General features: G+C 72.2%; 11 protein-coding genes. 10 read left to right on the forward strand and 1 reads right to left on the reverse strand.

Translation table 11 applies throughout. The features are described from left to right. Positions 1-208: 208 nt before the first annotated feature. From CFT82_RS00005 to aspS, 7 genes are all read left to right on the forward strand, one after another. Positions 209-424: a hypothetical protein gene (locus tag CFT82_RS00005; RefSeq protein WP_143469435.1), complete on the forward strand. Its 216-nt coding sequence runs from the start codon at positions 209-211 to the stop codon at positions 422-424. Continuing rightward, positions 424-1,290 (forward strand): TlyA family RNA methyltransferase, encoded by an 867-nt coding sequence (locus CFT82_RS00010; protein ID WP_088817074.1) that lies wholly within the window; start codon positions 424-426, stop codon positions 1,288-1,290. Before CFT82_RS00005 ends, CFT82_RS00010 begins: the two co-directional genes overlap by 1 nt. Then, the gene (locus tag CFT82_RS00015; protein ID WP_088817075.1) at positions 1,268-2,236 is read left to right on the forward strand and encodes an NAD kinase; all 969 of its coding nucleotides are present in this window, start codon (positions 1,268-1,270) and stop codon (positions 2,234-2,236) included. Before CFT82_RS00010 ends, CFT82_RS00015 begins: the two co-directional genes overlap by 23 nt. After that, positions 2,229-4,049 carry a DNA repair protein RecN gene (locus tag CFT82_RS00020; RefSeq protein ID WP_088817076.1) on the forward strand — a complete coding sequence of 607 codons (1,821 nt, stop codon included), beginning with the start codon at positions 2,229-2,231 and terminating at the stop codon, positions 4,047-4,049. The genes CFT82_RS00015 and CFT82_RS00020 overlap by 8 nt, the downstream gene beginning before the upstream one ends. Positions 4,050-4,085: 36 nt before the next feature. Next, on the forward strand, positions 4,086-5,729 hold the full coding sequence (locus CFT82_RS00025; RefSeq protein WP_200815054.1) for a CTP synthase: 1,644 nt from the start codon (positions 4,086-4,088) through the stop codon (positions 5,727-5,729). Beyond that, positions 5,726-6,403, forward strand: coding sequence for an NUDIX domain-containing protein (locus CFT82_RS00030; protein WP_200815012.1), 678 nt, complete (start codon positions 5,726-5,728; stop codon positions 6,401-6,403). Before CFT82_RS00025 ends, CFT82_RS00030 begins: the two co-directional genes overlap by 4 nt. A 268-nt stretch (positions 6,404-6,671) precedes the next feature. Then, on the forward strand, positions 6,672-8,507 hold the full coding sequence (gene aspS / locus CFT82_RS00035; protein WP_088817078.1) for an aspartate--tRNA ligase: 1,836 nt from the start codon (positions 6,672-6,674) through the stop codon (positions 8,505-8,507). Positions 8,508-8,528: 21 nt separating this feature from the next. Here aspS and CFT82_RS00040 read toward each other — a convergent pair whose 3' ends face one another. Continuing rightward, on the reverse strand, positions 8,529-9,329 hold the full coding sequence (locus CFT82_RS00040; protein WP_088817079.1) for a GNAT family N-acetyltransferase: 801 nt from the start codon (positions 9,327-9,329) through the stop codon (positions 8,529-8,531). 69 nt (positions 9,330-9,398) lie between these two features. Here CFT82_RS00040 and CFT82_RS00045 point away from each other — a divergent pair, with 69 nt between their 5' ends. From CFT82_RS00045 to CFT82_RS00055, 3 genes are all read left to right on the forward strand, one after another. Further along, the gene (locus CFT82_RS00045; protein ID WP_088818236.1) at positions 9,399-10,811 is read left to right on the forward strand and encodes a replication-associated recombination protein A; all 1,413 of its coding nucleotides are present in this window, start codon (positions 9,399-9,401) and stop codon (positions 10,809-10,811) included. A 201-nt stretch (positions 10,812-11,012) separates the two neighbouring features. Continuing rightward, the gene (locus CFT82_RS00050) at positions 11,013-12,077 is read left to right on the forward strand and encodes an ABC transporter permease (RefSeq protein ID WP_088817080.1); all 1,065 of its coding nucleotides are present in this window, start codon (positions 11,013-11,015) and stop codon (positions 12,075-12,077) included. Positions 12,078-12,167: 90 nt separating this feature from the next. Further along, entirely contained in the window at positions 12,168-13,976 is a 1,809-nt protein-coding gene (locus CFT82_RS00055; RefSeq protein WP_088817081.1) for an ABC transporter substrate-binding protein, read from the forward strand. The last annotated feature ends 102 nt before the right edge of the window (positions 13,977-14,078 follow it).

The raw sequence follows: 14,078 nt of genomic DNA on the forward strand, positions 1-14,078 counted from the left end.
TGGGAGAGTAGGACACTGCCGAACACATTTTTTGGAAGAGGGTCTCCTGCCTGGTGGTGGGGGGCCCTCTTTCGCATGCCCACACCCGTCCCCCCACGTGTCCGGGTGGGTGGGGTTGTGTGGGCGTGTGTTTGGGGGGTGTGGCTTGTTGTGGGGGGTGGTGGTTTGTGTGGGGTGGGGGTGTGGGGTGTGGTCGTAGAGTGGGGGTATGAGTGATGTTCCGGTGAACCACACCCCCCGAACGCCGGGGGACAGCACCGGTGCTGGACCCTCCGCGGGTCGGCAGGAGGTCCTTCCCGGCACGGAGGCCATTGATCTGGCGCGCCTGCAGGAGCGGGTCCGGCAGCTGGAGGCGGAGGTGGAGGAGCTAGAGGGGCGGCTCCACGACGTCTCCTCGTCCGCTCGGCGGCCCGGGACCCGGTGATGTCCTCCCATTCCCCGGGCGCGCCCCTCCGGGCGGACAGGGCGGTTCTCCTGGCCGGCCTCTCCCGGTCCCGGCAGCGGGCGCAGTCCCTCATCGACAACGGGCTCGTGCTGACCGACGGTGCCCCCGTCCGGGCCCGAAGCCAGGTGGTGCTCCCCGAGTCCCTCTCCCTCGTCGAGGGAGCCCAGCCCGAGGTGCAGCGCGTCTCCCGGGCCCAGCGCAAGCTCGAGCGGGCGTTGGAGCTGTGGCCCGACCTGCACGCACCCCGGGCCTCCGCTGTCGACCTGGGTGCGTCCACCGGCGGGTTCACCCAGGTGCTCCTGCACGCGGGGTGCGCTCGGGCCTGGGCGGTGGACGTCGGGCACGACCAGCTGGTGCCCGAGCTCCGGGAGGACCCGCGGGTCCGGGTCCGGGAGGGGGTCAACGCCCGTCATGTCGAGGAGCTGCAGGCCGCGGGGCTCACGGGAGGGATGACGGATCTCGTCGTGAGCGACGTCAGCTTCATCTCGGTTCGACACCTGTTGGGGCCGATCGCGTGGCTGTTGGCCTCCGGGGGCACGGCCGTGGTGCTGGTCAAGCCGCAGTTCGAGGTGGGGCCCGAGGGGGTCTCCGGGGGAGTGGTCCGGGCGCCCGCTCGGCGCCGCGGGGCCGTGCACGCCGTGTGCGTGAGCGCCTCGCGGGAGGGACTCCACCCCCGGGCGCTGGCCGCCAGCGGCCTCCCCGGGCGCCACGGGAACGTTGAGTTCCTCCTGCGGCTCACCCGCCTCCCCGCCGCGCGGGCTGTCGGTGCCGCGTGGGAAGGTGTTCTTCCCGATGCCGACGACTCCTTCTGGGAAGGCCATGATGAGTGCACCCTCGACCTGTGAGCCGGTGGACCGGTCTGTCCCACCGCTGCCCGCAGACCGCCGACGGGTGGCCGTGGTGTGTCACCCCGGGCGGGAGGAGGCGGTGCAGGCCGCCGTGCGTCTGATCGGTCTGCTGCAGGGCCGTGGTTTCGACCTTTACGCCCCCTCGGACCAGGTGCAGGTGCTCCAGGGGGGCGGCGCCGACTGTCAGCCGCTCAGCGAGGACGCGCCTCCGGAGCTCGTGGTCGTGCTCGGGGGTGACGGCACGATCCTGCGCGGTGCGACCGTCGCACGACAGGCGGACGTCCCCCTGCTGGGCGTGAACCTGGGCCACGTGGGTTTCCTCGCCGAGGTGGAGCGCGAGGAGCTGGAGCGGACCGTCGAGCACATCGTCCGTCGTGACTACCACGTCGAGTGGCGCATGACCCTCGAGGCGACGGCCTTCAGCGGGGAGGAGGTTGTCGGCCGGGGGTGGGCCCTCAACGAGGCCACCGTCGAGAAGGGGTCCCGGGAACGGATGGTCGAGCTCGCCCTGGAGGTGGAGGGGCGTCCGCTGGCCGCCTGGGGCTGCGACGGCATCGTCGTGGCCACTCCCACGGGTTCCACGGCCTACGGGTTCAGCGCCGGGGGCCCGGTGGTGTGGCCTGACGTGGAGGCCATCCTCGTCGTCCCCATCTCGGCCCATGCGCTGTTCGCCCGGCCGCTGGTGCTGGGTCCCACGGCCTCCGTGGCCGTGGAGGTCGTTCCCGAGTCGGCTGGCCCGGGAGTCCTGTGGTGCGACGGCCACGCCGTGGCGGACCTCCCGGCGGGGTCCCGCGTCGAGGTGGTGCGGAGTCCCCGTCCGGTTCGCCTGGCGCGCCTGAGCAGCCTGCCCTTCGGGGAACGGCTGGTGCGCAAGTTCGGCCTGAGCGTCGAGGGCTGGCGCGGTGCGGCCGCCCGCCGGGCCCAGGAGGCGCAGGATGACTGAGCCGACCGCCCACCGTCCGCGGCCGTGGCTCGAGAGCGTGGAGATCGCCGACCTCGGGGTGATCCGGCAGGCGACGGTCGACCTGGCACCCGGTCTCACGGTGATCACCGGTGAGACCGGCGCCGGCAAGACGATGCTGGTGCAGAGCCTCTCGCTGCTGCTGGGCCGGCGCGCGGAGTCCGGCTGGGTCCGGCACGGTGCCCGGGACGCCACCGTCACGGGCGTGTACCTCGTCCCCGACGAGGACCACGGGGCGGTGGAGGCCGTGCGGGCCGCCGGGGGCGAGGTGGAGGACGAGCTGATCGTCACGCGGCGGGTCCGGGCAGCGGGTCGGTCGACCGCGGCTGCCGGCGGTGCCCGGGTCCCGGTGGGCACGCTGGCCGGCATCACCGGTCAGCTTGTCGCCATCCACGGACAGGCCGACCAGTGGCGGCTGCTCTCGGCCGAGGCGCACCGGGAGGTGCTGGACGCCTTCGGCGGGGCGACGCTGGAGAGTGCCCTGGCGGCCTACCGGGAGGCGCGGGGGGAGGTGGTGACCCTCGACCGGAGCCTGAGGGACTTCGACGCCGAACGCACCCAGCGGGCCCAGCAGGCGGCCTGGCTGCGTCGGGGCCTGGAGATGCTGGAGGAGCTCGAGCCTCACGAGGGGGAGGAGGCCGAGCTCCGGCAGCGTGTGGAGCGACTCGACCACGCCAGCGAGCTGCTGGAGGCCGGGGCCACGGCGACCCGCTGCCTGTCGGGGACCGCCGACGCGACGGTCGACGAGCCCGGGTCCACCGAGCTCGTCGCCCGTGCGGTGGAGTCCCTGGCGAGGGTCGCCGACCTGGACCCGGCGGTCCAGGCGCTGCACGACCGGACGCGGGAGCTGTCGGTGCTGCTGACCGACCTGGCCGCCGACGTCGCCGGGTGGGTGCACGGACTGGAGGCGGACCCGGGAGAGCTGCAGGCCCTCCACGAGCGCCGGGCCGCCCTGCGAACCCTGGCGGTGGAGTTCGGGCGCCCCGAGCTCCTCGACGCCGTCCACGCTGACCCTGAGGTCAAGGGTGAGGTGGTGGTCGAGCCGCCTCCCGCCGACTCCCCGGACCTTCCGAGCGTCGACAACGCCCTGCGGTGGGGGAAGCAGGCAGCCCTCCAGCTCGAGAGCCTGGGAACGAGCGACGAGGACCGGGAAGAGCTCGTCGCCCGCCTGGAGGAGGCCAAGGTGCAGGCCCGTGGGGCCGCCGACCGGCTCACCGAGGTGCGCCGGGCCGCCGCGCAGCGGCTGGGTGACCGAGTCACCCAGGAGGTGCGGGCGCTGGCCATCCCCAAGGCCGTGGTGGAGGTGGCCGTCGAGCCGGTCGCCCCCGGGCCGCACGGTGCCGACGCCGTGGAGATCCGCATGGCCCCCAACCCTGGCGCCCCGCCCCGGACGGTGGCCAAGGCCGCCTCGGGTGGAGAGCTCTCTCGTCTCATGCTGGCCCTCGAGGTGGTGCTCGGGGACGGCGACGGCGGTGTGCCGACCATGGTCTTCGACGAGGTGGACGCCGGCGTGGGCGGCGAGGCCGCCCACGCCATCGGGGACCGCCTGGCGCGGATCGCCCGGGACCGGCAGGTGGTCGTCGTCACCCACCTGCCCCAGGTGGCCGCCTACGGCGACCGCCACCTGGTCATCGCCAAGTCGGACGACGGGAGCGTCACCACCTCCGGGATCGAGCAGGTGGAGGGCGAGGAGCGGCTGGCCGAGCTGGCCCGGATGCTGGGCGGGGTCTCCGCGAGCCGGAGCGCGCGCGAGCACGCGGCCGAGCTGTTGGAGGCCGCCGCGGGCCGCCGGTGACCAGCTCCCGGGTCATGGGTATGCTGGCAGCCCGTGGTGCATACGACTCGACACATCTTCGTGACCGGCGGCGTCGTCTCCTCCCTCGGGAAGGGACTGACCGCATCCTCGCTGGGTCTGCTTCTTCGCTCGCGTGGCCTCAAGGTCACCATGCAGAAGCTGGATCCCTACATCAATGTCGACCCGGGAACGATGAACCCGTTCCAGCACGGCGAGGTCTTCGTCACCGAGGACGGTGGTGAGACCGATCTCGACATCGGGCACTACGAGCGCTTCCTCGACGACAACCTCACTGCCGGGGCCAACGTGACCACCGGGCAGGTCTACCACTCGGTGATTGCCAAGGAGCGGCGCGGGGAGTACCTGGGGGACACCGTCCAGGTCATCCCGCACATCACCAACGAGATCGTGGCCCGGATGCGCGCCGCGGCCACCGTGGAGGACGAGAGCGACCGGCCGGACGTGATCATCACCGAGATCGGTGGCACGGTCGGTGACATCGAGTCGCTGCCTTTCCTCGAGGCCGCCCGCCAGGTCCGGCACCAGCTGGGGCGCGACAACGTCTTCTTCCTGCACGTCTCCCTGGTGCCCTTCATCGGCCCCTCCGGCGAGCTCAAGACCAAGCCCACCCAGCACTCCGTGGCCCGGCTGCGGGAGTACGGCATCCAGCCCGACGCGGTGGTGGTGCGCGCCGACCGCCAGCTGCCCGAGAGCATCAAGAACAAGATCTCGATGGCCTGCGATGTCGACCGGGAGGCCGTGGCCACCTGCCCCGACGCGCCGAGCATCTACGACATCCCCAAGGTGCTCCACACCGAGGGGCTGGACGCCGTGGTCGTGCGGCGCCTCGCGCTGCCCTTCAAGGATGTCGACTGGAGCGACTGGGACGACCTGCTGGACCGGGTCCACCGCCCAGACCACCAGGTCGAGGTGGCCATCGTCGGCAAGTACGTCGACCTGCCCGACGCCTACCTCTCGGTCTCCGAGGCCCTCCGCGCGGGTGGGTTCCACCACCGCGCCAAGGTCTCGCTGCGCTGGGTGCCCAGTGACTCCTGCCAGACCCCGGAGGGAGCGCAGGCGGCGCTGCAGGGCGTGGACGCGATCCTCGTCCCCGGCGGCTTCGGCATCCGCGGCATCGAGGGGAAGCTCGGAGCCCTGGCCTGGGCCCGGGAGCAGCTCGTGCCCACCCTGGGCATCTGCTTGGGCATGCAGTGCATGGTCATCGAGCACGCCCGGAACCACGCGGGGATCGACGGCGCCTCGAGCTCGGAGTTCGACCCCGAGACCGAGCACCCCGTCATCGCCACGATGGCCGAGCAGCGCGAGGTCGTGGAGGGAGCCGGCGACATGGGCGGCACCATGCGGCTGGGTGCGTACGACGCCACCCTCGCCGAGGGCTCCGTGGCCGCTGCGGCCTACGGCGCCACCCAGGTCTCCGAGCGCCACCGGCACCGCTACGAGGTGAACAACGCCTACCGGGAGCAGCTGGAGTCCAGCGGCCTGAGCCTGTGCGGCACCTCGCCGGACGGCCAGCTCGTGGAGTTCGTGGAGCTCCCGGCCGAGACCCACCCCTTCTACGTGGGCACCCAGGCGCACCCCGAGTTGAAGTCGCGCCCGCACCGGGCCCACCCGCTGTTCGCCGCTCTCATCGGGGCGGCCGTGGAGCGGCAGCAGTCGTGAGCCGGGGCACCCGCGCCGCGCGTCTCGCGCCCGCCGAGCAGGCGTCCTTCGGCGACCGGCCGGCCGACCGCGCGGCGGGGGCCGAGCAGGTGGTCCACGAGGGTCCCCGCTACCCGGTGGTCTCCGCGGAGATCGAGGCCGGGGGAGCGCGGCACACCCGCGAGTGGACCGAGCACCCCGGGGCGGTCGCCGTGGTCGCCACCCGGGAGGCCGCCGACGGGGTGGAGCTCTACTGCGTCCGCCAGTACCGCCACCCGGTCCGGGCCGAGGCCTGGGAGATCCCGGCCGGTCTGCTCGACGTCGAGGGCGAGCCGATGCACGAGGCCGCGGCCCGCGAGCTCGCGGAGGAGGCCGGCCTGGCGGCCGGCACCTGGGAGGTGCTCGTGGACTTCCACACGACCCCCGGGGGCTCCGCGGAGGCCATCCGGGTCTTCTGGGCGCGCGACCTGCGGGACGCCGAGATCGAGGACTTCGAAGCCGAGGCCGAGGAGGTCGACATGTCCGGCCACTGGGTGCCGCTGGGGACGCTCCTGGAGGCCGTGCACGACGGGCGGGTCCACAACCCGAGCACCGTCATCGGTGCCCTCACCGTGGACCGCGTGCTGCAGGGGCGCGGCGCCACCCGCCCCGTGGACGCCCCGTTCGTTCTCGGACCGGTGGGACACCGCGGCTGAGGGAGGCTCGGGCGCCGGGGAGAAATCGGTCGGAAGGGCGTGCCGCGGCTGATAATCTCGGTCCCGCCCGGGAGGCGGAGTGACGACCCGCCCGCGCCTCGTGCGCACTCCCGGGTCGTGCGTCCGGCGTGACCGACGAGAGGCCGGGGATCCCTCGGCGAAGGTGTGGTGGCACCGCGACCTGGCCCCCGCCCACACCTCCTGGGCTGCCGTTCCCCGTCGGAGCCGCACCCCGGTCCTGACGGGAACCCGACCCGAAAGGACTCCCATGCTGCGAACCCACGAGGCCGGCACGCTCCGCGCGGAGCACGCCGGCCAGACCGTCACCCTCACCGGCTGGGTGGCCCGCCGCCGCGACCACGGTGGCGTGGCCTTCCTCGACCTGCGCGACGCCTCCGGCGTGGCCCAGGTGGTGGCCCGCGACGAGGTCCTCGAGACCGGCGGCGCCCACGACCTGCGCAACGAGTACGTCATCAAGGTCACCGGCGAGGTGCGCGTCCGGCCCGAGGGCAACGTGAACCCCGAGCTGCCCACCGGGGAGATCGAGGTCGTGACCTCCGAGCTCGAGGTGCTCAACGAGGCCGCCCCGCTGCCCTTCCAGATCGACGAGCGCGTGGAGGTCGGCGAGGAGGCCCGCCTCAAGCACCGTTACCTGGACCTGCGCCGCCCCGGGACGGGCTCGGCCGGCCACGCGCTGCGCCTGCGCTCGAAGGCCAACGCGGCCGCGCGCAAGGTGCTCGAGGGGCACGACTTCGTCGAGATCGAGACCCCCACCCTCACCCGCTCCACCCCGGAGGGCGCCCGCGACTTCCTCGTCCCGGCCCGCCTGGCCCCGGGCAGCTGGTACGCCCTGCCGCAGAGCCCGCAGCTCTTCAAGCAGCTGCTCATGGTCGGCGGCATGGAGCGCTACTACCAGATCGCACGCTGCTACCGCGACGAGGACTTCCGCGCCGACCGCCAGCCGGAGTTCACCCAGCTGGACGTCGAGATGTCCTTCGTCACCCAGGACGACGTGATGGCGCTGGGCGAGGAGATCGCCCGGGAGGTGTGGAGCCTGATCGGGGTGGAGCTGAGCACCCCCTTCCAGCGCATGACCTACCGCGAGGCGATGGAGAAGTACGGCACGGACAAGCCGGACCTGCGCTTCGGCAACGAGCTGGTCGACTGCACCGAGTTCTTCGCCGAGACCCCCTTCCGCGTCTTCCAGAACCCCTACGTGGGCGCCGTGGTCATGCCCGGTGGTGCCTCGCAGGCCCGTCGCCAGCTCGACGCCTGGCAGGACTGGGCCAAGCAGCGGGGCGCCAAGGGCCTGGCCTACGTGCTCGTCGGTGAGGACGGCGAGCTCACCGGGCCGGTGGCCAAGAACATCTCCGAGGAGGAGAAGGCCGGTATCGCCGCCCACACCGGTGCGCAGCCGGGCGACTGCATCTTCTTCGCCGCCGGCACCGCCAAGGAGGCCCGTGCCCTGCTCGGTGCGGCCCGCCTGGAGATCGGCCGCCGCTGCGGGCTCATCGACGAGGACGCCTGGAGCTTCCTCTGGGTGGTGGACGCCCCGATGTTCGAGCCGGCGGCCGACGCCGTGGCCTCCGGGGACGTCGCCGTCGGCTCGGGTCAGTGGACCGCCGTGCACCACGCCTTCACCTCGCCGAAGGACGAGTGTCTCGAGGACTTCGACACGAACCCCGGCGAGGCCCTGGCCTACGCCTACGACATGGTGTGCAACGGCCACGAGATCGGCGGCGGATCGATCCGTATCCACCGCCGCGACGTGCAGGAGCGCGTCTTCGGGGTGATGGGCCTGGACGAGGAGACCGCCCGGGAGAAGTTCGGCTTCCTGCTCGACGCCTTCGCCTTCGGCGCCCCGCCGCACGGCGGCATCGCCTTCGGGTGGGACCGCGTCGTCTCCCTGCTCACCGGCTCGGACTCGATCCGGAACGTCATCGCCTTCCCGAAGTCCGGTGGCGGGTACGACCCGTTGACCGACGCCCCGGCCCCGATCACCGCGCAGCAGCGCGAAGAGGCCGGTGTGGACTTCGAGCCGGAGGAGGACGAGGACGCCCCGGCCCCGCAGGGTGCCGAGGAGGTCAACTCCACGCAGAGCTGACCTGCGGCAGGCCCGCCTGCCTCACCCGCAGCCGGCGGTGGTCCCGTCCCACCGCCGGCTGTCCCATGCCCAGGCCACCCGGTACCCGATGCTCTCGTAGAGACGCCGGGCCACGGCGTTGTCCGAGTACATGCCCAGGGTGCACACCCCGGTGGCCTCCACCTCGGTGAGGGTGAGCGATTCGGTGACCAGTCGGGCCAGGCCCCGCCCCTGGTGCTGCCCGTGGGTCACGATCCCGGCCAGGTGCGGCACCCCGTCGGTGAAGGGCTGGCTCGCACCCAGGGAGAGCAGCTCCCCGGCGGTGGGGTCGCCCTCCAGCGCACCGGCGCGCACGCCTCGCCACAGGGTGGAGAACCCGGTGCCGGGCTCACCCTCGGCGGTGGGGCTCCAGCGCTCGGAGAAGGCGGCCATCTCCGGGGCGTCAGTGGCGTCGGCGAGGGTGAGCACCACGCTGCGCTGGTCGTCGGTGGTGCGGGGCGTGGGGGAGTCCACCCACATCCAGTCCCAGCGCCCGCCGGGGGCGATGCCGTGGGCGTCCAGCAGGTGGCCGTGCGCCTGCGGCACGCTAATGCCGGTCGCCTCCCAGGCGGTGAGCAGCCCGCCCCGCACCAGGAGCGCCACGAGCTCGGCCACGCCCGGGCCGTCGCCGAGGACGAAGGCGCTGCGCCGCACCTGGCCCAGCCGGTGGCGGACGCGCAGGGTGGCCACCGCCTCACCGGCCACCACCGCGGGCGCGGGGAGCTCCTGGGGGACGCCCCAGCGCAGGTACGGGTCGTCGCCGAGGAGGGCGGTCAGCTGGGCGTGGTCGGTGATCTCGTGCACGAGGGCATGGTGCCACCGACGGGAGGCAACGGCCACGGACGCCCCGTGCGGGATACGGTGGCCGGTGCCATGACAGACGACCTCTTCTCCGCCGCCGCGGCCAGCGCTCCGGCCACCGGCTCCCGCACCCGAGAGGAGGTGGAGGTGGGCGTCGACCCCGGGCAGCCCCTCGCCGCCCGGATGCGCCCCCGCAGCCTGGACGAGGTGGTGGGGCAGACCGAGGTGCTCCGCGCCGGGAGCCCGCTGCGGCGCCTCATCGAGGGGGGCAGCGGCGTGGGCGCCTCCTCCTCGGCGATCCTCTGGGGACCGCCCGGGACAGGGAAGACGACGCTGGCCCGGCTGGTCGCGACCGCGGCCGACCGCACCTTCGTCCAGCTGTCCGCGGTGACGGCCGGGGTCAAGGACGTCCGAACCGTCATGGAGTCCGCGCGGCGGGAGAAGGCGATGTACGGGCGCCAGACCGTGCTCTTCCTCGACGAGATCCACCGGTTCAGCAAGGCCCAGCAGGACGCCCTGCTGCCCGGCGTGGAGGACCGGACGGTGATCCTCGTGGCCGCCACCACCGAGAACCCCAGCTTCTCCGTGGTCACCCCGCTGCTCTCGCGCTCCCTGCTCGTGCGCCTGCAGCACCTCACGCCCGACGAGCTCTCCGGCCTGCTCGACCGGGCGCTGGCGGAGGACCGCGGGCTGGCGGGGCGGTTCTCGCTGGAGGAGGACGCCCGGCAGGGGCTGCTCCGGTTGGCCGGCGGGGACGCCCGCCGGGCCCTGACGACCCTCGAGGCCGCGGCCGGGGCAGCGGAGGCCGAGGTGCCCCCGGGAGCCGAGCAGGAGGCCGGGACCGGTGACCCGCTGCCGATCACCCGGGCCCACCTGGAGCAGGCCATGGACCAGGCGGTGGTGGCCCACGACCGCGCGGGGGACCAGCACTACGACGTGGCCAGCGCCTTCATCAAGTCCATGCGCGGCTCGGACGTCGACGCGGCCCTGCACTACCTGGCGCGGCAGATCGCGGCGGGGGAGGACCCTCGCTTCATCGCGCGGCGGGTGGTCATCGCGGCGAGCGAGGACGTGGGCATGGCCGATCCCACCGCCCTGCAGACCGCGGTGGCCGCGATGCACGCCGTGGCCCAGATCGGCATGCCCGAGGCGCGGATCGTGCTGGCCCAGGCGGTCGTCCACGTGACCCTGGCCCCGCCCTCGAACGCCGTCTACCGGGCCGTCGACGACGCGCTGGCCGACGTCCGGGCCGGGCGCGGGGGCCCGGTGCCCGCCCACCTGCGTGACGCCCACTACGCCGGGGCCGAGGGGCTGGGGCACGGGACGGAGTACGTCTACGCCCACGACGCCCCGGACGGTGTGGCCGCGCAGCAGCACCTCCCGGACGATCTCGTCGAGGCGCGGTACTACCGCCCGGGGACGCGTGGGTTCGAGGCGCGCCTCGCGGAGCGCTGGGAGCGCCTGCGCGACCGGCTGCGCGACTGACCGGGCCGGGGCGCAGCGACGGGGGAGCAGGTGCGTGCGAGGCACTCGTTCCCGCGAAATCGCGGGGCGATCACTGCTTGGTAACAAATCGGTTGCATCGGGTGGCGAGGTGTGGCGCAGGGGGTTCCGGGGGCTCAGGATGAAGCCAGCCGCTCAGCCCTGACGGCTCACCGGCCCCGACCACCACCGAGGAGCACACCCGTGACGACCAATCCCGGTCTGAACCCCACCAGCGAGGCTGGTGCCGCCCTGGAGGGGGACCTGCTGGAGCGTGAGCACGAGGGGGACGTGGCGGCGGCCCAGCGGGTGAAGGGCGACGAGGCCGATCGGTACCAGAGCCGCTCGCCGGTGCAGATCGCGCTGCGTCGGCTGGCCTACGACAAGGTGGCCATGATGTCGCTGGGCTCGGCGCTCCTGTTCATCCTGCTGGCGATCTTCGCCGACGTCATCAACGGCGCCCTGGGCCTGAACCCGACCGAGCAGCGCTTCGACCTGGTGAACTCCAACGGGTACCCGATCTTCGTCGCGAGCTGGGAGCACCCCTTCGGCGTCGAGGTCGGCATGGGGCGCGACCTCTTCAGCCGCTGGATCCTCGGGATGCGTCCCTCGCTGATCATCGCCTTCTCCGCGGCCATCGCGACCACGATCATCGGGACCGTGATGGGCCTGCTCGCGGGCTTCTTGGGCGGGATCGTCGACAACGTCATCTCCTTCATCATCGACGTCGTCCTCTCGCTGCCCTTCCTGCTCTTCGCCATCGCCCTCATGCCCATCGCCACCAACCGCATCGGTGGCGTCGGCGAGGGGGAGTTCGTGACCGACGAGCAGCTCGCCTCGATCCGTTTCGGCGTCCTGGTCTTCGTGCTCATCATGTTCGGCTGGGCGGGACTGGCCCGCCTGATCCGCGGTGAGGTGATCTCGATCCGGGAGCGGGAGTATGTGCAGGCGGCGCGCGCCCTGGGTGTGCCGACGAGCCAGATCCTCTTCAAGGAGATCCTGCCGAATCTCATCAGCCCGATCATCGTGGCCCTCACGACCGCGATCCCCGCGTACATCGCGACCGAGGCCGGCCTCTCGCTGCTCGGCGTGGGGCTCCGCGAGCCGTCGATCTCCTGGGGGCTGACGATCCAGTCCGCCCAGAACTCCTTCATGGAGCACCCCATCTACATGTGGATGCCGGTGATCGGGCTCTGCCTGCTCGTGCTCTCGCTGAGCCTGCTGGGTGACGCGATCAACGACGCCTTCAACCCCCACACCCGTCGCTGACCCGAGCGACCCCTGACTCGTCGCCGGTCGACTGGCCGACGACCCCGTACGTCCCCTGGATCAGCCAGGGGTTCGGAGAGGAGAAACACCATGCGACTCACGAAGTTCGCAGCCCTGGCGGCCGCTGGCTCCCTGACCCTGGCGGCCTGCGGCGGAGGCAGCCCGGCCGAGAAGGAGAGCGAGGCCGAGAAGCCCGAGAGCGGCGCCGGCAAGGAGTCCGGCTCCGGGGGCGAGTCCGGCTCCGGCGAGGAGGGCGGCACCGAGAAGAAGGAGTCCTCCGCCGGCATGGTCGCCGACGCCAAGGGCCCGGCCCCCGAGGTTGAGGGCGCCACGGAGGGCGGCACCCTGACCATCCTGTCGGCCGCGGCGCCGGAGCACTTCGACCCCTCGGCGCAGTACTACCAGGACGTCAACGCCATCATGAACCTCACGAACCGGCGGCTGACGCAGTACCGCGTCGAGCCGGACGGCAGCTCCGTGCTGGTGCCGGACCTCGCGAAGGACCTGGGCAAGGAGTCCAAGGACGGTCTGACCTGGACCTTCGAGCTCAAGGACGGCCTGAAGTACGAGGACGGATCGCCGATCACCGCCGAGGACGTCGTCTACGGCATCAAGCGCTCCTTCGCCACCGAGGAGCTCCCGGGCGGCCCGGCCTTCCAGATGGAGTACCTGAAGGGCGGCGACAAGTACAAGGGCCCGTTCAAGGACAAGGGCGAGTTCGCCGGCGCCAAGGCTGTCGACGACAAGACCATCGAGATCCACCTCTCCAAGCCGTGGCCGTCGCTGCCCTACTTCGCCGGCTTCACCCAGATGGGGCCGATCCCGCAGGACAAGGACACCCAGAAGAAGTACGGCAACAAGCCGGTGGCCTCCGGCCCGTACAAGTTCGAGGGCGACTACAAGAAGGGCCGCAGCCTGACCCTCGTGAAGAACGAGAACTGGGATCCGAAGACCGACCCGGCGCGCCACCAGTACCCGGACAAGATCGACTTCAAGTTCGCCCAGGACTTCGTGGCCATCAACAAGCAGGTCGAGGCCTCCAACGGGCCCGACGCAAGCGCGCTCATCTACGACGGTGTCGACGCCTCCGTCGCGGAGTCCTTCAAGGGCGAGAACAAGGACCGCATCGCCAACACCCAGGGCCCGTGCGTCAGCTACGTGAACATGAACACCGAGAAGATCCCGCTGGAGGTCCGCAAGGCCATCGCCGCGGCCTACCCGATCGACCAGATCCGCACCGCCACCGGTGCCACGGAGTTCGACTACGAGCCGGCCATCTCCTACATGACCGACACCGTCCCGGGCTTCGAGCCGGAGCCCACCGAGGGCCTCACCGGCGAGGGCAAGGGCGACCCGGCCAAGGCCAAGAAAATGCTGCAGGACGCCGGCAAGGAGGGCTTCGAGCTCTCCTGGTACTACTCGGTCGACAACCCGGTGGCGGTCAAGGGCAACCAGGTCCGCAAGCAGGCCCTCGAGCAGGCCGGCTTCACGGTCAAGGACCAGGGTGTGCCGCGCGCCGAGATGCGTGAGCTCATGGCGCAGCCCGAGCCGAAGGTCAACATGATGACCGGTCCGGCCGGCTGGTGCTACGACTGGCCCGTGGGTGACGCCGTGTACCCGCCGATCTTCGACTCCGCGATCCAGAAGTCGGGCCACTCGGTCGGCATGCTCGCCGACAAGGAGCTCGACAAGGAGATGGACCGGATCAAGGAGCTGCCGGCCGAGGAGCAGGGTCCGGAGTGGGCGAAGTTCGACAAGAAGCTCCGTGAGGAGCACCTGCCGGCCATCCCGACCGACTACACCAAGTCCGCGGCGATCTTCGGCACCAAGGTGCACAACGTGAACCTCGACCCGAACTCCGGCATGCCGGACCTGGCGGGCGTCTACGTCGAGAAGTGATCCACCGTCCCGTGGGCCGGCCCTGAGCGCCGGCCCACCGGGCACCTCCACCGCTGAGCCCGGGGTGGTGGGAGCGATCCCACCACCCCGCCCCCCGCGGGT

It is taken from the genome of Kytococcus aerolatus, from assembly GCF_900187395.1.
GTDB classification, from domain to species: Bacteria; Actinomycetota; Actinomycetes; order Actinomycetales; family Dermatophilaceae; genus Kytococcus; species Kytococcus aerolatus.